At 34.9% G+C, this 18,443-nt stretch carries 18 protein-coding genes and 1 tRNA gene; 10 read left to right on the forward strand and 9 right to left on the reverse strand.

Going from position 1 to position 18,443, the window contains the following annotated elements:
- Positions 1-395 precede the first annotated feature (395 nt).
- The 5 genes from LNP22_RS01175 to LNP22_RS01195 all read right to left on the reverse strand — a co-directional run bounded on the left by LNP22_RS01175 (position 396) and on the right by LNP22_RS01195 (position 5,532).
- The gene (locus LNP22_RS01175; RefSeq protein WP_229974947.1) at positions 396-1,706 is read right to left on the reverse strand and encodes a site-specific integrase; all 1,311 of its coding nucleotides are present in this window, start codon (positions 1,704-1,706) and stop codon (positions 396-398) included.
- Between the two features lie 405 nt (positions 1,707-2,111).
- Positions 2,112-2,987, reverse strand: coding sequence for a cation diffusion facilitator family transporter (locus LNP22_RS01180; RefSeq protein ID WP_210667561.1), 876 nt, complete (start codon positions 2,985-2,987; stop codon positions 2,112-2,114).
- A gap of 100 nt (positions 2,988-3,087) precedes the next feature.
- Positions 3,088-4,401: a UDP-N-acetylglucosamine 1-carboxyvinyltransferase gene (gene murA / locus LNP22_RS01185; RefSeq protein WP_229974948.1), complete on the reverse strand. Its 1,314-nt coding sequence runs from the start codon at positions 4,399-4,401 to the stop codon at positions 3,088-3,090.
- A gap of 108 nt (positions 4,402-4,509) precedes the next feature.
- Positions 4,510-5,232 carry a DUF4290 domain-containing protein gene (locus tag LNP22_RS01190; RefSeq protein WP_210667559.1) on the reverse strand — a complete coding sequence of 241 codons (723 nt, stop codon included), beginning with the start codon at positions 5,230-5,232 and terminating at the stop codon, positions 4,510-4,512.
- Positions 5,233-5,235: 3 nt separating this feature from the next.
- Positions 5,236-5,532, reverse strand: coding sequence for a DUF493 family protein (locus tag LNP22_RS01195; protein WP_210667558.1), 297 nt, complete (start codon positions 5,530-5,532; stop codon positions 5,236-5,238).
- Positions 5,533-5,962: 430 nt separating this feature from the next.
- Here LNP22_RS01195 and LNP22_RS01200 point away from each other — a divergent pair, with 430 nt between their 5' ends.
- From LNP22_RS01200 to LNP22_RS01220, 5 genes are all read left to right on the forward strand, one after another.
- Positions 5,963-6,496 (forward strand): AAA family ATPase, encoded by a 534-nt coding sequence (locus LNP22_RS01200; RefSeq protein WP_229976342.1) that lies wholly within the window; start codon positions 5,963-5,965, stop codon positions 6,494-6,496.
- Between the two features lie 66 nt (positions 6,497-6,562).
- A complete protein-coding gene (locus LNP22_RS01205; protein WP_229974949.1) occupies positions 6,563-8,458 on the forward strand; it encodes a RecQ family ATP-dependent DNA helicase in 1,896 nt (631 codons plus the stop codon).
- Positions 8,458-9,405: a methionyl-tRNA formyltransferase gene (fmt, locus tag LNP22_RS01210; RefSeq protein ID WP_229974950.1), complete on the forward strand. Its 948-nt coding sequence runs from the start codon at positions 8,458-8,460 to the stop codon at positions 9,403-9,405. Before LNP22_RS01205 ends, fmt begins: the two co-directional genes overlap by 1 nt.
- Before the next feature lie 181 nt (positions 9,406-9,586).
- Positions 9,587-9,859: an HU family DNA-binding protein gene (locus tag LNP22_RS01215; RefSeq protein WP_031456994.1), complete on the forward strand. Its 273-nt coding sequence runs from the start codon at positions 9,587-9,589 to the stop codon at positions 9,857-9,859.
- A gap of 128 nt (positions 9,860-9,987) precedes the next feature.
- On the forward strand, positions 9,988-10,548 hold the full coding sequence (locus tag LNP22_RS01220; RefSeq protein WP_210667554.1) for a YqgE/AlgH family protein: 561 nt from the start codon (positions 9,988-9,990) through the stop codon (positions 10,546-10,548).
- On the opposite strand, the gene LNP22_RS01225 is transcribed toward LNP22_RS01220, so the two are convergent.
- The gene (locus tag LNP22_RS01225) at positions 10,545-11,384 is read right to left on the reverse strand and encodes an aminotransferase class IV (RefSeq protein WP_229974951.1); all 840 of its coding nucleotides are present in this window, start codon (positions 11,382-11,384) and stop codon (positions 10,545-10,547) included. The two genes, LNP22_RS01220 and LNP22_RS01225, sit on opposite strands and share 4 nt — an antisense overlap.
- A 54-nt stretch (positions 11,385-11,438) precedes the next feature.
- Complete coding sequence (locus LNP22_RS01230) at positions 11,439-11,831, reverse strand: START-like domain-containing protein (protein ID WP_229974952.1); 393 nt, start codon at positions 11,829-11,831, stop codon at positions 11,439-11,441.
- Between the two features lie 153 nt (positions 11,832-11,984).
- On the opposite strand from LNP22_RS01230, the gene LNP22_RS01235 reads away from it, so the two are divergent.
- The 5 genes from LNP22_RS01235 (at position 11,985) to LNP22_RS01255 (ending at position 14,967) form a co-directional block, all read left to right on the forward strand.
- A tRNA-Met gene (locus LNP22_RS01235) sits at positions 11,985-12,058 on the forward strand.
- A 370-nt stretch (positions 12,059-12,428) separates the two neighbouring features.
- On the forward strand, positions 12,429-12,806 hold the full coding sequence (locus LNP22_RS01240; protein WP_229974953.1) for a hypothetical protein: 378 nt from the start codon (positions 12,429-12,431) through the stop codon (positions 12,804-12,806).
- A 187-nt stretch (positions 12,807-12,993) separates the two neighbouring features.
- A complete protein-coding gene (locus LNP22_RS01245) occupies positions 12,994-13,458 on the forward strand; it encodes a hypothetical protein (RefSeq protein WP_229974954.1) in 465 nt (154 codons plus the stop codon).
- A gap of 316 nt (positions 13,459-13,774) precedes the next feature.
- A complete protein-coding gene (locus LNP22_RS01250) occupies positions 13,775-14,164 on the forward strand; it encodes a hypothetical protein (protein ID WP_229974955.1) in 390 nt (129 codons plus the stop codon).
- Positions 14,165-14,403: 239 nt separating this feature from the next.
- Entirely contained in the window at positions 14,404-14,967 is a 564-nt protein-coding gene (locus LNP22_RS01255; protein WP_229974956.1) for a DUF6642 family protein, read from the forward strand.
- A gap of 68 nt (positions 14,968-15,035) precedes the next feature.
- Here LNP22_RS01255 and LNP22_RS01260 read toward each other — a convergent pair whose 3' ends face one another.
- On the reverse strand, positions 15,036-16,607 hold the full coding sequence (locus tag LNP22_RS01260; RefSeq protein WP_229974957.1) for a DUF4957 domain-containing protein: 1,572 nt from the start codon (positions 16,605-16,607) through the stop codon (positions 15,036-15,038).
- 40 nt (positions 16,608-16,647) lie between these two features.
- The gene (locus tag LNP22_RS01265; RefSeq protein WP_229974958.1) at positions 16,648-18,429 is read right to left on the reverse strand and encodes a RagB/SusD family nutrient uptake outer membrane protein; all 1,782 of its coding nucleotides are present in this window, start codon (positions 18,427-18,429) and stop codon (positions 16,648-16,650) included.
- Positions 18,430-18,443: the final 14 nt, after the last annotated feature.

An 18,443-nucleotide genomic window follows, 5' to 3' on the forward strand; every position in this document is an offset into this window, starting at 1 on the left:
GCGTTAAGAACACGGAGATACCTTTGCTCTTGAAATGGGACAAAACAGCATACCGGTTCTTGGATAAAAACTCATGTGGAAGCCATTGGAAGAGGCATTTAGGAAATGGTCTATGTGATTTAGAAAACCTGCACTCATCGTAGCAGAATTTCTAAACAACTATTGTTTATGGGGGTTTTAAATAGGATGGCTTGATGCCACTGAAAGGGTAATGAAAAATATTGTTGTGGATTGTGCATTGAATTTTTCAATACGCTTTACTGAAACATCCGTTCAAAGCTCTTTTAGGAGTAGTGGAATTTGTACAGGAAAAAAATGTGCTTTGAGGATTAAGTAGGGACATAAAAAAAGCAGGATCGTTAAATCCTGCTTATATTGATGTGTGATGAAAAGAATCAAGTAACAAGTTCAACTTCTTCTCCATTCAAAATAATTTCGTCCTGTGCTGATACATCCGACCCCATAACAACAAATGCAGCTTCCATTCCAGAGAATTTATGTGATACCAAATCCATATCCTTGCTTATTTTCTGATTTGTAATCTTGGCATAAATCTGTGTGGTGGAAATATTTTTATGCCCCATCATTTTACTAAGGCTTTCAAGTGGTACACCTTCAGTTAGGAACATCGTAGCAAATGTGTGACGTGCTGTATGAAAGGTTACTTTCTGTTCAGTAATGATTTCCGCTTCCACTATTAATTTCTTAATGTGAGTATTACAGGTTGGATTGGAAGGTATCGGAAAAACATAATCATTACGGGTTACTCCTCTGTACTTTTCGATAATATGTATTGGGATTTCCAATAAACGAACGTTTGAAGCAACATCTGATTTCTTTCTCCTGCTAATAATCCATTGGTGACCATCAAAAAATGACTGTATGTTGCTCCATTTTAGCTTTTGAATATCTACATAGGAAAGACCTGTAAAACAACTAAAAATAAAGAGGTCTTTTACAAGTTCGTATTTTGGTTTAGAAGGCTTTAGAAGCATTAACTTTTCTACACCATCTTTTAAAAGATAGCTACGATCAGTTTCTTCCATGCTGATTTTATAATCTTCAAAAGGTTTTTTGCGTATCAGACCTTTTTTTATAGCCAATTCTGTCAAAGCAATGATTGGCATTGTATAGACCCAAACTGTATTATGAGTACAATCTTTATCTATTCGGAGAAAGAAATCGAACTCCCGAATAAAATCGGAAGTAAATTCTCGAAAGTCCATATCCTCCTTATGATAACGTTCCTTGATAAATTCACAAAGATGATTATACACTGCCTTGTATTTATTGTAGGTATTTTGAGAACGCTTTCCATTGCTGACCATTCTTTCAAAATCGTCATTCTGTTCCTTAAATACTTTGAGGACGGCACCATCTATAACACCAACTCCTAAAAAGGAAAACTTTACTTTTTGTGCGGTGACAAAACCCTCGTCTTTGAGCATATCATCATAAATCTTGTTTATGCGCACCCGTATATTATCTAATTTAAGATTAGCACTTAATGCTGGAGCACTCTTGCCTAAAATTCTTCCGTGCTTTAAATCCCAATTATCAGGATTAATTTCTAACTTTGTTCCGAAGGTTTTCGGGATTCCATCAATGGTAATACGCGCCATAATAGGCACATTACCGTTCTTCTTTGGTTCGTTTTTCTTCAGGTAGAATAATAACTTGAACGTGGATCTTTTTGTTTTCTCCATAACTCAAAAATTTAATGTTTAAAATTAACTTTTATTGAATTACAAGGAAATATGAAAAGCAATGCAAACTACTGAAATATAAACTCTTGTATTTTGTTTAATCAAAATATAATAAGTAATGATTTAGTAACCTAGCCTTGTCATTTTAAGCCCAAAACCTATCGGACATTGAACTCCAATTTTAGACTGCGTTTTATAAACTACTATATAGTAACGGTTTTATTCGTTTTGCTTATTTTTGCTTTTCACTAATCTTTTTTCTTTAAAAAGCAAAAGATATAGCGGATAGCCCGGCCGAAGGTAACCCCCATAAAAAAATCCGTTTACTCATCATAGAATAAACGGATTTTACTTTTTAATCTACTAAAGAAAAATCTTAGTGACTTACAACCTTAGAATCTTTTATCAATGATAATCGTCTGGCTCGATATGAATGAGCACATTGCCCAATTGAGGAATTTTTTCTTTTAAAGTATCTTGCAACTGATGTGACAGATCGTGCCCCGCTTTTACTGATATTTTTGCCGAAACTATAGCGTGAAGATCTACATGATAACGCATACCGGCTTTGCGTATAAAACATTTTTCGGTACCCAAAATACCGTCAACGGTTAATGATTTTACGCGAATTTCTTCTACTAAATCATCGTTTAGATGTTCGTCCATGATTTCGCCAAGAGCAGGTCTGAAAATTTTATAACTGTTGTAAAGTATAAAAAAAGCAGCAAAAAGTGCTGCCCAATCATCGGCAGATTCGTATCCTTTTCCCATAAAGAGCGCGATCGAAATTCCGAGAAACGCTGCTACAGAAGTAATGGCGTCACTGCGATGATGCCACGCATCTGCGGCCAAAGCAGAGCTATTGGTTTGCTTGCTGCGTTTCATGACCAATCTAAAAGAGTACTCTTTCCAGATAATAATAGCGCCCAAAACATAAAGTGTCCACGATTTTGGTAAATCATGCGAAGTTTGAATGTTGGCAATACTTTCGTAGCCAATAATCGTTGCCGATGTAATTAAAAAACCTACAACCAAAAAAGTAATGAGAGGTTCTGCGCGACCGTGCCCATACGGATGATTTTCGTCAGCCGGTTTATTAGAATATTTGATTCCGAATAACACAAGGAAAGACGAAAATATATCTGTAGTCGATTCTATGGCGTCTGCAATCAGGGCATAAGAATTGCCAAAAAAACCTGCAAAGCCTTTTAAAATGGCTAAGCAGGTGTTTCCAGCTATACTAAAATAGGTAGCTTTTATAGCTTTTTGTTCGTTTGTCATTTAGACTATTTTTGAACTAAATTTATTTTTCTTTTGCCACGAATTTCACAAATTAGAGCTTAAAAAATTAGTGTGATTTGCGAAATTCGAAGCCGCTATTTTACGCTCTCACGATTTTTGCTCCAATAGCTCTTAAACGCTCGTCGATACGCTCGTATCCACGGTCGATTTGCTCTATATTTTGAATTGTACTTGTTCCTTTTGCCGAAAGTGCAGCGATTAACAATGAAATACCCGCACGGATATCTGGAGACGACATGGTTGTCGCTTTTAGTTGAGACTCAAAATTATGCCCCATAACCACCGCTCTGTGCGGATCACATAACATGATTTTTGCTCCCATATCGATTAGTTTATCGACGAAAAACAAACGGCTTTCGAACATTTTCTGATGAATAAGAACATCTCCTTTTGCCTGTGTTGCCACGACCAGAACGATACTTAATAAATCAGGCGTAAATCCCGGCCATGGCGCATCGGCAATGGTCAAAATAGAACCATCTATATCTGTTTTTACTTCGTAGCCGTTTTTGTGAGCGGGAATGTAAATATCATCACCACGTCTTTCGATCGTAATACCTAATTTTCTGAAGGTGTTTGGAATCAAACCTAAATTCTCCCAACTCACATTTTTGATTGTAATTTCGCTTTTTGTCATGGCTGCAAGACCAATCCAAGAACCAATTTCAATCATATCCGGCAAGATTGTATGTTCGCATCCAACAAGGCTTTCAACACCTTCGATAGTCAGTAAATTTGAACCCACTCCGGTAATTTTAGCACCCATAGAGTTCAACATTTTACACAATTGCTGCAAGTAAGGTTCGCAAGCAGCGTTGTAAACGGTTGTTGTGCCTTTTGCCAAAACAGCAGCCATTACAATATTGGCTGTTCCTGTTACAGATGCTTCATCAAGCAACATATCTGTTCCTGTAAGTCCGCCTTTTGGAGATTCTACACCATAAAAATGATCTTCTCTATTGTATCTAAATTTTGCTCCAAGATTAATAAAACCTTCAAAGTGTGTATCCAGCCTGCGACGGCCAATTTTATCACCACCCGGTTTTGGGATATATCCTTTTCCGAAACGAGCCAAAAGAGGTCCAACAATCATAATAGAGCCACGAAGTGCTCCACCTTCTTTTTTGAAAGCTTCGGTTTCTAAATAGCCAACATTTACCTCATCAGATTGAAATGTAATCGAACCAGGTTCATTTTTTTGAATTTTAACTCCTAAATTACCCAACAAAGTGATTAATTTATTGATGTCAATAATATCGGGAATATTATTAATTTTTACTTTTTCGCCTGTTAAAAGCACCGCGCATAAAATTTGTAATGCCTCGTTTTTAGCACCTTGTGGCGTGATTTCTCCTTTTAAAGGAATTCCTCCTTCGATTTTAAATACTCCCATATTCTTTTTTTAAGGTTCTTCTTTTAAGTTGCTAAGATTCTGAGATTCTAAGGTTCTGAGTTATAAAAAACTCAGAACCTTAGGCACTTAGCACCTTAGTAGCTTTTTTTATTTCTGATTATTATTTTTCTGAAAAGGCTTTGGCTTTCCCGGTCCTTTATTATTTTTATTGCTTTGGATTTTTGGTGGTCCTGCCGGAGCGATTTTATTTGAAATGCGTTTGTTAGTACGCAACAAATCTGTTGTATTCAGAAGCTCTTCTGTGCTTTGCAACAGGTTGATTTTGCCACCAGACAATTCAAATAAATGCTCAAAAATCACATCGTCTTTTACCGTGTCTTTGTTCCAGCTCAAATACGATTTTTTCATGTGATTGGCGATTACCAATACTAATGCATTTTTCATTTCGCCGTCTTCCCATTTGTTCGCAACATCAATCATATATTTGATATTGTTTCCGTAAAATCTGTATTTTGGAAAATTTTGAGGATATTGCAAAACGTCTGGCTTGAGTTGTAAAACTTCACGAGACGGAATAGGATATGGCGAATCTACATTGAGTCTAAAATCAGACATGATAAAAAGCTGATCCCATAATTTATGCTGAAAATCAGGCACGTCACGCAAATGCGGATTCAGGCTTCCCATTACTTGGATGATGTATTTTGCCGCTTTATTTCGCGTCTCATCATCTTCGATAGCAGTAGCCTGATCAATCAATTTTTGCAAATGACGACCATATTCCGGAATAAGTAAATGTTGTCTTTCAGAGTTGTATTCTAAATTAAAAACAACATCATTCGCGTTTTCTTTTTTATATTTTTCGACCATAATTTATAATGAAACTATACCTTCTATTGTAGAGACTTCTTTGTATTTGCCAATCACTTCATCAGCACTATTCATTGTTACATCTACAGAAACGCTGGTAAATTTACCTGTTTTAGATTTTGTTGTTTTGATAACCGCTCCCATGTTGTCAAAAGCATTCTCTACTCTCTCGACATTATCACCTACTGAAGGCATAATAAATTTATACAAATATTCTGCTGGCCAAGTATTTGAATTGTCCAACTCCACTTTTAATCTTTCGTAAAATTCGGCGGTTTTTTTTTCTTTATCGTTATCCATTCTTAATTAAAAATAAAGGCAAATATACGGTTTTGGTTTCAGACTTTTTAGATTTTTTATTTAGAAAAAAGGGGCAAAGTTACAAAGGCTCAAAGGGGCAGAGAAAAAAACTTTGCAACGCTATTTCGCTGTAAAATTTACTCTTATAATTAGAGAAAATTCAAGAATCAACTAAATCTTGAAAGACCAGCAAGGTTTTCTAAAACTTTCAGAAAAAATAACGATTGAGATGCCTCCAAAAACAAAACCATTTTTGCTATCTAGCCCTGATGGGAGCGGAAATCCTTTTGTTTTTTCCTTTAAAAAGCAAAAGATTTTAGCGGACAGCAGGAACTCATATCTACTAAAATTGCGAAATCATTCGCTTCTGACAAAAAATTCTTTTCAAATACGAATAAGTTTAGGTAAATTTGCGCTTTATTTTAAGAAAGTGCAAAAACAAATCATAGTACTCATTGGTGGCCCGGGAACGGGAAAATCTACTCTTATCAACGAATTGGTAGCTCGTGGCTACTGTTGTTATCCTGAAATTTCGAGACAAGTGACTCTTGAAGCGCAGCAACGCGGCATCGATCAATTGTTTTTGGAACAGCCTTTGTTGTTTAGCGAAATGTTGCTGGAAGGACGCATAAAACAATTTGAAAATGCTCTTGAAGAACCACACAAAGTCGTTTTTATAGACCGTGGAATTCCTGATGTTGTGGCTTATATGGATTATATTGGCGATAATTATCCGTCAAATTTCATAGAAGCATGCAAGGATTTTAAATATTCTAAGACTTTTATTTTGCCACCTTGGGAAGAAATTTACGAGAGCGATACTGAGCGTTACGAAAATTTTGAACAGGCATTGACGATACAAAAGCATCTTATTGACACATACAATAAATACGGTTACGACTTAATTGAAGTGCCTAAAGATACGGTAGAGAACAGAATTCTTTATATCTTAGATAAAATTTAGGCATGTGTTTAAAGTTGTAAAACTAGAAACTGATTTCTAAATTTTTAAACTTTAAAACAAAACCCCATGTCCAAAGCGCAAGAGATTCTTTTAAAATACTGGAAACACGACCGTTTTAGGCCACTGCAGGAAGAGATTATCGACTCTGTTTTGGATGGTCAGGACACTTTTGCTTTGCTGCCCACCGGCGGCGGAAAATCGATTTGTTTTCAGGTTCCCGCCATGATGCAAGACGGAATCTGCCTGGTAATTTCGCCTTTGGTCGCTCTTATGAAAGATCAGGTAGCAAATTTGCAAAAGCGTGAAATAAAGGCTATCGCGCTGACAGGCGGCATTCATACAGAAGAAATTATTGACCTGCTAGATAATTGTCAATACGGAAATTACAAGTTTTTATACCTTTCGCCAGAGCGATTGCAATCAGATTGGATTCTGGAACGCATTAAAAACCTTCCTATCAATTTGATTGCCATTGATGAAGCACATTGTGTTTCGCAGTGGGGACACGATTTTCGCCCGGCTTATTTGAAGATTTCAGAACTTAAAAAACATTTTCCTAAGATTCCGTTTTTGGCTTTGACCGCTACCGCGACTCCCAGAGTGATTGAAGATATCAAAACTGAGTTAGGATTGAAAACACCTGTACTTTTTCAGCAGTCTTTTGAAAGAAAAAATATCGCTTACATGGTTTTTGAAGTCGAAGACAAGCTGTACCGAACAGAACAGATTTTGAAGAAAAATCCGCAGCCTTCTATTATATATGTACGAAATAGAAAATCGTGCCTGAACATGTCGACACAATTACAGTCTTTGGGTTTTAAAGCAACTTATTATCATGGCGGCCTTTCGGCTAAAGAAAAAGACAAAAATATGCAACTGTGGATGTCCGAACAAGTGCAAGTAATCGTAGCTACAAATGCCTTCGGGATGGGAATTGACAAAGACAACGTAAAAACCGTTATTCATACCCAACTTCCGGAAAACATCGAAAATTATTATCAAGAATCTGGAAGAGCGGGACGTAATGGCGAAAAAGCGTTTGCTGTTTTACTGACAAATCCCTCAGACAGCAATCAATCTGAGCAGCAGTTTTTGAGCATTTTGCCCGACAAAAAGTTCCTAAATGCGATTTATATCAAACTTTGCAATTATTTTCAGATTGCTTATGGCGAAGGTCTAGACGATTCTTTTTCTTTTAAACTGAATCATTTTTGCCAAAAATATGACTTTCCGACACTAAAAACGTATAATGCGTTACAATTTCTGAATCAGCAAGGCATTATCACCATGTCTCAGGAATTTTCGGAAAAAATTACAATGCAGTTTTTAATTGAGTCTAAAGAAGTCATTCGGTACATGAGCCTGAATCCGAATGACGAAGAAATTATTCTGGCCATTCTTCGTACCTATCCTGGAATTTACGAAATGAAGACTCCTTTTAATCTTTCGCTTATTGCGAAAAAATCCAATCATACCGAGCAACAAGTGAGCGGAGTTTTAGAAAAATTAAAAGAAAAAGACATCATCGATTATAAAGCAAAAAATAACGATGCCACGATATTATTTAATGAAGTTCGGGAAGACAACCTTACCATCAACCGAGTTTCTAAATATTTGGAAAAACAAAATCAATTAAAAAAAGACCAGCTTTTATCGGTTCTTTATTATGTTAAGGAGCAAAAAACCTGTAAAAACAGATTGATTTTGGATTATTTTGGAGAAAAAACTACCGAAAATTGTGGTGTCTGCTCCTATTGCATTAGGCAAAAAGGTAAAATTAGCGATGCCGATTCGGTTCCTGATAAAATTTTGCTTTTACTAAAGAATGCATCCCTGACTTCGAGAGAAATTCAAACCAAAATAAAAATGGATGCCGGTGACGTTATTCTGGCACTTCAGGAATTATTAGAAAACAATTACATTATCATACAACCCAATAATACATACACTTTAAAATTATAATGGAAAAATTGAGAATTATATTTATGGGAACTCCAGAATTCGCTGTCGGAATTCTAGCTACCATTATCAAAAACAATTACGATGTCGTAGGCGTTATTACCGCTGCTGATAAACCGGCGGGTCGCGGGCAAAAGATAAAATATTCGGCTGTAAAAGAATATGCGCTGGCAAACAATCTGACTTTGTTACAACCCACAAATCTTAAAGACGAGAATTTCCTTGCTGAATTGAAGGCATTGAATGCTAATTTGCAAATCGTAGTTGCTTTTAGAATGTTACCTAAAGTAGTTTGGGAAATGCCGGCTTTAGGGACTTTTAATCTTCATGCATCGCTATTACCTAATTACAGAGGAGCCGCCCCAATCAATTGGGCTATCATAAATGGAGAAACCAAAACCGGAGTTACCACTTTTTTTATTGATGATAAAATAGACACCGGTGCCATGATCCTAAATTCGGAAATTGGCATTGATCCAGACGAAAATGCGGGACAATTGCACGACCGCCTGATGAATTTGGGAAGTACAACTGTTATTGAAACCCTGAAAGTAATTGAAAAAGGAAATGTCTCCACAACCATTCAAGAAGAAGATGCAGAAATAAAAACAGCGTACAAACTAAACAAAGAAAACTGCAAAATTGACTGGACAAAATCGGGCGAGGAAATCAATAATCTGATTCGTGGCTTGAGTCCTTATCCAGCTGCCTGGTGTTTTCTTAAAGACAAAGAAGAAGAATTAAACATCAAAATATACGAAGCAAAACTTATTCTGGAAGAACATTCTTATGAGATCGGAAGCTTAATTAGCAGTAAAAAAGAGATTAAAATTGCCATTAAAGAAGGTTTTATTGAAATTTTAAGTTTACAATTACCAGGCAAAAAGAAAATGAAAGCGTCAGAATTGCTAAACGGAATCATTTTTCAGGTAACTGCAAAAGTCTATTAACACCAACAAAACAGGGGTTTCTACCTGTATTTGGTGATAAAACTGACGGTGTTATGAACAAAAAAAGCAAGTTATTAACAATTATTGCTAAATTTAGAGAAAACACTTGCAAGGAACGGATTTCCTCCTAAATTTGTGTATTAACAATTTTTTTTAACCAACAATTAATAACTAAATTATTATGAACAAATCAGAATTAATCGATGCTATCGCTGCTGATGCAGGAATCACAAAAGCTGCGGCAAAATTAGCTTTAGAGTCATTTTTAGGGAACGTAGGTACTACTTTGAAAAAAGGTGGAAGAGTATCATTGGTAGGTTTTGGATCATGGTCAGTATCTGCTAGAGCTGCTAGAGACGGTAGAAATCCTCAAACTGGAAAAACTATTCAAATCGCTGCTAAGAATGTTGTAAAATTCAAAGCTGGAGCTGAATTAGAAGGTGCAGTAAACTAATAATTAGTTTATTACGCTTTTAATATAGTCAAAACCTTCCTTCTGGAAGGTTTTTTTTTATGCAGTTTATTGGTTTTCTTTGGGTTTTTAAAATTTTTATTATTAAATTTAATAAAAATTGTAGCCGTATGATTTCAGAAAAATTAAAAAAAGGACACCTGCTTATAGCCGAACCTTCGATAATTGGAGATTTATCATTTAATAGATCGGTAATTTTATTAGCAGACCATAACAAAGAAGGATCAATAGGTTTCATTATCAATAAGCCATTAAAATATACCATTAATGACTTAATTCCTGAAATCGAAGCGACCTTTAAGATATATAACGGAGGGCCTGTAGAGCAAGACAATTTGTATTTTATTCACAATATTCCTGATTTGATTCCGAATAGTGTTGAAATTTCAAATGGCATTTATTGGGGAGGTGACTTTGAATCCACGAAGGACTTAATAAATAACGGATCTATTAGTAAAAATAATATCCGCTTTTTCTTAGGATACACTGGTTGGGACGAAAACCAGCTTGAAAACGAAATGCAAGGCAACTCTTGGATCATCACCAACAATAGTTATAAGAACAAGATTATCGGAAAATCTACCACTCATTTCTGGAAAGAACAGATTATTGAGCTTGGCGGCGATTATCTAATATGGTCTAATGCTCCTGAAAACCCTTATCTGAATTAATTTTCAGATAGGGATTCGTTTAGCTTTTGCAATAATAAATGCGCCAAATCAGTTTTAAATTCCTTTTTTCGATATTGGGTTATCGGCTGTATTCCTGTGATTACATTTGTCAAAAATAACTCGTCTGCTTTTTGAAGATCAAATGGAGAAATAACTTCTTCAACAACCTCTAAGTCTTTTATTTTTTTAGCCAAAGCTAAAATTTGTTTACGCATCACTCCATTCAGACAACCTTCTGAAACAGGCGGTGTAATAAGTTTTTTCTCCAAAACCATAAACAAATTACCTTGTAGCGCTTCTACAACGTTTTTAGCATCATTAAGCAAAATACAATTATCTAAACCATTTTCGTGTGCAAAAATACTACCTGTAATATTGATCATTTTATTGGTCGATTTTATAGAAGACAGCAATTGTTTTGAAACATAGAAATCTTTGTACAAATCGACCTCGTAAGCATTTGTATGCACAGGATACAAAGTATTTTCGAGCGAAGAAGCCTGTATTAAAAAAGAAACCTCATTTGTAAGAGGCAAATACAAACCTCCATCGTTGCGAAAAACAGTAATTCTTGCTCTTGCAGAATCGGAAACAGCATTTTGATGCGCCAATTTCAAAATTTGCTCTTCGAGGTATTCCATGGTAAAATTCATCGGAATTTCCATTCTAACTACGCGCATTGCAGCCATTAATCTAAAATAATGGTCTTCAAGAAATAGTATTTTGCTGTTAATAATTTTTAGTGTTTCAAAAACGCCATCACCATACAAGAAAGCACGATTTTGAGTTAATATATTATCATTCTGATCTACTATATTTCCGTTAAAATTAATCATAAAAAAACCCTGAATTTTGTTCAGGGCAAATATAAACTATAAAATAGACTTTTACTAAACAGATCCTATAAGATGTTTTAAGTCTGAGATTTGATTCTCCCACAATTGTTTGGCCTCACCAATTTCTTCTTTTTCTGCAAAATCTACTACCATCAATGAGACATCTTTGGTTAGCTCATCTACCAAAATATGCAATTCAAAGAAATATTCTGTGTCCTTACTGCTATCATCAACCCATTTAAATTTTACCTTTTCTCCTGTTTTTTTTGATGCCAAACGCGCTTTTTCTTGTGAGTCGTTCCAGATAAAAGTAAAAAACTCTCCTCTCGAATTTACATTATCGGCAAACCACTCTGACAAACCAGATGGAGTTGATATATATTGATACAATAATTGCGGCGAAGAATTGATCGGGAACTCGATTTCGTAACGTATTTTTGAATCCATGGACTACTTTTAATTTTTTTGAAATATAAGAATATATGTTCAAAAAAAAAGCTTTTTTAAAAATATTTTTTTTTCTTCGATTTATGCTTGTCAGCTTTAATATAATTTTTATATTTGCACCCGCAATGAGGGATTGATTCCTCATGCAGTCTTGGCGAGGTAGCTCAGTTGGTTAGAGCGCAGGATTCATAACCCTGAGGTCACGGGTTCAACTCCCGTCCTCGCTACAAAAACAAACCCCTAGTCATCAATTGATTAGGGGTTTTTTATTGGGTTTTGCCATTTAATTTGAATATTCTAATGAGGAAAATACTTGGTACTAACTAAAAACCTTAATTATTTAAAGCAACAAAAAAACACTCGTCTAAATCAAAATCGCTCGTTAGAACTCTTTTTTTAGCTTCAGAATTGGGCAAAAATTCTGCTGAAATTGAAAAATCTACTAAGCTTGATATCCTTTACATACTCAATCGAATTGAAGATAGGATCAAAACTACCTTGTTCTAAAATTTAGAATCATTCTAACAACTATCGTTTCATAATTAATGATTATTTAAAGTAATTTTATTTAGAATTTAAAAAATAAAATCTTTAGCAATGGACGGTATTACAGATGAAAATGCGCTACAGGATCTTTTTAAAGAAATTGACAAAAAGATTGACAAATTAAATGATGAAAAAATAATAGCTTTTTTTGCTTCTCTGGGATTGGAAGAGCGAGAAGATATCGCAAAAAATTACCTTAACTGGGAAAATATTCTAATTGTGGTTCCTAATCGGCATGTTACAAACAGCATAAAGAAATACAAATATTCTATAGCACGTATTTCATTTCTTACCAATCCAAACGCCCAGCAAATTCATATTTACGATATGAACGAGTGGAAAAATAGTACCCGAAATAAAACACAATTTCAAATACGAGAATTTTTAAAAACAAATTTTGGAGGAGTAAAAAAAATCAATCTCAAATAAAAAATCAATTTACTGATATTGAAGGTTCTAATTTCGTAAAACTCAAAAAAAAAGAAGGGTTATATTATTTCTTTTGTCCCGACATTAGATAAAAAATAAGAATAATTAAAAAATTATGCAATAATATAAAAATCTAGGCTTGGTTTTTGTATTTATACGGTTATATTAACTAATAAAGTTAAAAATTATGAAACTGATAAAGATTTTTTTGATAGGGATGTTATTCCTTTCTTTTAGCAACGTAGAGGCTCAGGTCTCTGTAAATGTCAATATTGGAACGCCACCAGCATGGGGCCCTGCAGGGTATACAGATGTCCGCTATTATTATTTGCCTGATCTCGAAACCTATTATGACGTTAACACATCTAATTATGTATACAGCCGTAACGGAAAATGGGTAAGAACCCGATCACTCCCATCTGCTTATCGAAATTATGATCTTTATAATGGATATAAAGTAGTTCTGAAAGATTATAGAGGAAATGATCCGTACTATAATTTTAAAACCCACAAAGTAAAATATGCAAAAGGTTATAAAGGGAAACCCCAAAAAACGATTGGACAAAAACCCGGCAAAGGAAATAATAAGGAACATAAAGGCAACGATAATCATGGCAATAAAGGTCATGGTAAAGGAAACGGAAAACATTAAATACAAAAGAGGCTTTTTTAAAGCCTCTTTTTTTTATATCACATTTTGCTAGCTGGTTCTTTTCCAAATTACTATTACCTGATAATAGTTTGAAAATCAATCTTAAAAACTTAAAAAATATCAAAACACCTTTTTTATTTGTTTTTTCTATTGCAAACTCAAAAACACGTATTTCTACCTGCTAATTTGTTTGCAATAAAATCGATTTTTGTATTCAGGCGATTAAACCTAAAAAGAATTTTGAATTATAAAGCAGTAACGTAAAGTCATAAACATAAAAAATTGTTCCTTAACTAAATCTACAAACAATATAACCATGAAAAAACTTTGGTGTTGGAGATGCAAAACAGAAGTTCCTATGCTAAATGAGGAAGAATTTGCGGTTGCGACAAAGCTCTATCGCACGGGTTTTGCAACAGGAACCTGCAATATGACAAGAGAGGAACGTTTTAAAGATGTATTAGATTACTATTTTGAATTAACCGGTGTCAGACCAACCGAATGCAATAGCATAATGCATCACAGGATCAAACAATACGGCCCACCATGTGAAAATTGTTCTAAACCTTATAGAACTCCAAAAGCATCTTTTTGTGCCGCATGCGGTCATAAAAGACCCATTAAAATACCGAAGACACTCTATAATACCCCACAAATTAAACAAAAATGGTGGAAGAAATTAAAAATCCTAAATCGAGCAGGCTAATATTCCTAAGCACTTTATATTTTTAAGTAGCCGTTTATTATTCATACAAATAAATCGCTTTATCTCCATTATTTAAATTTAAGATAGCACCTTAATCACTATTGTATTTCTTCTACTATTTTATGATAAAAAAATAGTTAAAAAACATTTCGATGTAGGGCTTTATAGCAATAAAAAATACTTTTGTGTTAACCAAATCATCGTGATGCTTTTCTTCACGAATAGAAAAATACAATTGTATGGATTCTGATAAATTTATTTTTTGTCTGGAAGGAGTTCCAGACGTAGAAACAAGCACAACTACCCTAGTGATGAAAAACCTGGAAGAAGTTGCATTTGACCAAGGTATTAACAGTATTTATAAAACCTGCGATACTATCGAAGGATTAGAAGAAAGCTTACAAGCATTACTTTATCACGATCATAATTTTAAGGATTACGAAATCATTTATTTGGTGATGAAAGGACAGGAAAACAACATTTGCCTTCATGATTATTACTACAGCTTAGAAGAAATAGCTGAATTATTTGAAGGAAAAATGCGCGGGAAGATCATTCATTTTGCCAACACAAAAATATTAGATTTAAATCCGGAAGAATCACAATATTTCTTAGATATTACGGGGGCTTATGCTATTTCTGGCTATGGATCCAGCTACAATAAAATTGCTAGTTGCAGCACTCTCGACAAAACATTTTTTAGTTTATGTCAGGAATATGATGATGTTGTAGATATCGTAGAAGCTTTGTATGAAAAGCATTATGCCCTTTGTAAACTACTCGATTTTAGGTTATATTATTAAAAAAGTCATAATACAAAAAGGGGAGCATTGCTGCATCCCCTTTTTAAATTACTAATTCTCAAAAAATATTATTGTCTCCAACGTGGATCTCCAACTTGATTGTCGATTAAAGTTTGATTTTTAACTGTAAAATCACCCGTTGCGGCACTAACAAATTGTGGATCTAAAGCTGTTCCAGCAGCGTCAGGTCTATTATTTGCGAGCGCGTTAGGATTACCATTTAAATTTGGTGAATTGAAATAATTATTACCTGTAAAAGTTGGGTTTGCGGTTACAATCTCTCTTGTATAAGGTGCTGGTGTGTTTGCAAACAATGTTTTTCTAACTGTTATTACATTGGAAACAAAACGAGCATATAAAAGTGAAAAAGCAGCAGTACCTAACATATTTGGATTAGATATAGTGCATGCATCAATCAATATATTAGCCGTTAGCCCTGTTAAACCAGCATCCAAACGAATAAAAGCTCTTGCTGTCGCACAATTATTGAACGTACTATTTTTAAGAGTAAGTTGTCCTACATGAGAACCTCTAACATCTATAAACTCTCCACCACTTGTTAATACATTTGTAATTATACTATTTTCTACGATTATAGAAGGAATTTTGGCAGCATTTAAGTTTGCGCTAATTAAGGATACGCCGTAATCATGTATATTACAACCACTAAATAAAAGAGCACCATAAGTGACAGTGTTATTATTGTATTTTACAACTGAAACTTGAGTTGTCCCAACTATTTTATCTCCTTTTAAATCCAAATCAATTAAACTTACGTCACCCGCTCCCGTGGTCATAAGAAAGTTTACATGAAGTTTTGGTTTGTTAAAACTACGTAATCCTCTTAATGTTATTGATTTATTTAAAGTAATTTCTCCAGTTTGATTGGCTTGGGTATAATCACCTGGTTCCAAAACTAGGATAGCTCCTGATGCTGCCTGAGCGATTTTTTGCAATAAATCATCTGTTGATTTTACCAGAATACCAGTTCCGATGTCAATACCAGTTGTAAAATCTTTAGTTCCTCTTTTTTTGGTTCCGTTAAGTAAGTCTGCTGTATACAACGTCTCTGCTGTTAGTCCTGTAACAACTGCAATACCGCTCACTTTTTCTTCGGCAGTAATCGTATGTTTTATTGCACCAGGATTTAAGACAATTTCTGTTACATTACTATTTGGCAACCATCTTAAAGTCGCTTGCTTTGCATCAATATCTCCATCTATAGAAGCAATAAAAAGCTGCTCAGATAGTGTAGTGGCAGTAGTCACAGACCATTTAGAATCTTCCAATCCTGTAGTGATTGCTTTTACTCTTATCGAATAAACGGTTTCTCCTTCTAATTGTACTCTTAGAGGCAATTTGTCACCTGTTACCTCAACTGTTTTAAAAATAGTCTTAAAGTCAGGATCGTCGGCACTAAATTGCACAACATAATGATCTGCTGCTTCGTTTACAGTCCAGTTTAACTCAACAAAAGTTTGATTTCTAATTTTTGCATCAAGTCCGATAGGAGAAAACTCTCTTGTATTTCCAATGCCATCATTTAATTCCTCCGTATAACTTTCACAACTAGTGTTAGAGAAAATAAACGTTAGCAATACTGTGGCTATTATTCCTTTTATTACATATTTTGTTTTCATAATCATAATAACTTATAATTTATTATTTCTTTTTAAAATTCTAATAACCGTAATCATTAGTCAATTGACCGTTGCTTCCGTCAATAAATACTTGCCAGATTGGCCAGAATTGTCTGTTATCCGGATTTACACCTGCTTTGTAAAGTGATGCAACCTTAGCAGCATTTAAATTATCCCAAGCAAAAGAAGTATACTCCACACCCGGATTTGTATTTTCTCCTCTATTCAATCCATAAATATCAAGAGTTACATTATCAGCTTTAAACTTGTAATACAAAGTAGCAGGTACATCTTGGTACTCCCCTGTGTGCGCAGCTAAATCTGCCATTTTTTGTTTTGCCTGATCTAATTTTGTTTTTAGCAAATTCCAACGAATAAGTGCTTGCTTACGTTCCATTTCACCAGTAAACTCAAATTTATTTTCTTCTACAAGAGCATTAAACATAGACTGTTTATCTGTCAAGGCATCTACGTAAGCATCTACTTTTACTGCCTGATTGGCTGGAGCAAAAGCACGTCTTCTTATTGCTTTTAAGTAAGGAGCTGCTGCTGCTGGACCTTCTAATTCGTTAGCCGCTTCTGCAGCAATTAAAAGTACTTCCGCATAACGCATGTAAATTTTATTAACACCATCATCATTCGTTGAAGTAACAAAACGGATCATCCACTCATAGCGATATTTACCAAAATACCAGGTATTTAAAGCGCCTAATTCTTGTTTTGCAATTCCGTTTACTGCGGTACCATATTTATAAGGAACACAAGTAACATCTCTACGAGTATCTGTTTGATCATAATCGTAAAATACATGCGGAAGTGGTCCGGCAGTACCACCACGGTTTGCACCATTGGCATGAAATTGGTCGTTTGTTGTGTGGCGAACCGCAAAACTAAATAACATTCTACCTCTACCATCAGCAAAAGGAAGTTCCCAAAGAGATTCTCCTCCTGCGGTAGTATTTTCCTGATTGTATTTTCTCCAGAAATTTTCAAATGAAGATTCTAAACTAGCTTTTCCACTGGCAATTACAGATCGGGCTTCGCTTAATGCCAAACCATACATGTTTCCAACTGAAAGTTCAGGGTCGGTGCTTCTTCTTATTCCGTCAGGATATTGTTGAAATCCGCTTGCAGCAAGAGCTAAACGGGCGCGAAATCCTTTTACAAAAGCTTTATTAATTCTTTCTACAGAACTTGTAGCTGCAGTTTCGCCTGGCCAAGGAACCAAGGTAGCAGCTTCTCCTAAATCGGCGATAATTTGTTTGTAAACTACATCACGACTTGATTTAGGCAAATAAATAGTCGCTGTAGAAATGGGTTCAAAACGTGCAGGAACATCTCCCCAGGCTTTAATCAAATCAGCATAATAAATTGCTCTTAGCGTTAGCGCTTCTCCTAATAAATAACCAAGTTCTGTTCCAGGTCGTGGATCTCCATAAGTACGTAAACCACGAATACAGATATTAGCACGTTCGATTCCGGAATACATCATTGCCCAAGCATTGTTAGTTGTATTCATTTGAGAATTAATAGTCTTTGCATCATAAACACATAAATCGGCAGCATCACCGGCAGTTTGAGAAGTATTGTACCATTCGGTATCGGTATTTAATCCATAAAGAGGAAGAAAACGACCTCTGTAAGAGTTGGTTTCTGCAAACGGCACTTTTATTCCATCTATCGCACCTTCGGCTAAATCTGGTGTAGAAAAAATGACTGATTCGTCCAGAGTTGATTTTGCCGGAGCATCCAGATAATCATCTTGACAAGAAGTAAAAAGACTTGCTATAATTAATCCCGCTATTATTATTTTATTTTTCATATTTCGAAAATTAT

Source organism: Flavobacterium flavipigmentatum (genome assembly GCF_020911905.1).
Lineage (GTDB): Bacteria > Bacteroidota > Bacteroidia > Flavobacteriales > Flavobacteriaceae > Flavobacterium > Flavobacterium flavipigmentatum.

Excerpts from the sequence above, each read along its gene's own strand:
- LNP22_RS01175 (WP_229974947.1), bottom strand. The coding sequence starts at position 1,706 with ATGGAGAAAACAAAAAGATCCACGTTCAAGTTATTATTCTACCTGAAG.
- LNP22_RS01180 (WP_210667561.1), bottom strand. The coding sequence starts at position 2,987 with ATGACAAACGAACAAAAAGCTATAAAAGCTACCTATTTTAGTATAGCT.
- murA (WP_229974948.1), bottom strand. The coding sequence starts at position 4,401 with ATGGGAGTATTTAAAATCGAAGGAGGAATTCCTTTAAAAGGAGAAATC.
- LNP22_RS01190 (WP_210667559.1), bottom strand. The coding sequence starts at position 5,232 with ATGGTCGAAAAATATAAAAAAGAAAACGCGAATGATGTTGTTTTTAAT.
- LNP22_RS01195 (WP_210667558.1), bottom strand. The coding sequence starts at position 5,532 with ATGGATAACGATAAAGAAAAAAAAACCGCCGAATTTTACGAAAGATTA.
- LNP22_RS01205 (WP_229974949.1), top strand. The coding sequence starts at position 6,563 with ATGTCCAAAGCGCAAGAGATTCTTTTAAAATACTGGAAACACGACCGT.
- fmt (WP_229974950.1), top strand. The coding sequence starts at position 8,458 with ATGGAAAAATTGAGAATTATATTTATGGGAACTCCAGAATTCGCTGTC.
- LNP22_RS01215 (WP_031456994.1), top strand. The coding sequence starts at position 9,587 with ATGAACAAATCAGAATTAATCGATGCTATCGCTGCTGATGCAGGAATC.
- LNP22_RS01220 (WP_210667554.1), top strand. The coding sequence starts at position 9,988 with ATGATTTCAGAAAAATTAAAAAAAGGACACCTGCTTATAGCCGAACCT.
- LNP22_RS01225 (WP_229974951.1), bottom strand. The coding sequence starts at position 11,384 with ATGATTAATTTTAACGGAAATATAGTAGATCAGAATGATAATATATTA.
- LNP22_RS01230 (WP_229974952.1), bottom strand. The coding sequence starts at position 11,831 with ATGGATTCAAAAATACGTTACGAAATCGAGTTCCCGATCAATTCTTCG.
- LNP22_RS01240 (WP_229974953.1), top strand. The coding sequence starts at position 12,429 with ATGGACGGTATTACAGATGAAAATGCGCTACAGGATCTTTTTAAAGAA.
- LNP22_RS01245 (WP_229974954.1), top strand. The coding sequence starts at position 12,994 with ATGAAACTGATAAAGATTTTTTTGATAGGGATGTTATTCCTTTCTTTT.
- LNP22_RS01250 (WP_229974955.1), top strand. The coding sequence starts at position 13,775 with ATGAAAAAACTTTGGTGTTGGAGATGCAAAACAGAAGTTCCTATGCTA.
- LNP22_RS01255 (WP_229974956.1), top strand. The coding sequence starts at position 14,404 with ATGGATTCTGATAAATTTATTTTTTGTCTGGAAGGAGTTCCAGACGTA.
- LNP22_RS01260 (WP_229974957.1), bottom strand. The coding sequence starts at position 16,607 with ATGAAAACAAAATATGTAATAAAAGGAATAATAGCCACAGTATTGCTA.
- LNP22_RS01265 (WP_229974958.1), bottom strand. The coding sequence starts at position 18,429 with ATGAAAAATAAAATAATAATAGCGGGATTAATTATAGCAAGTCTTTTT.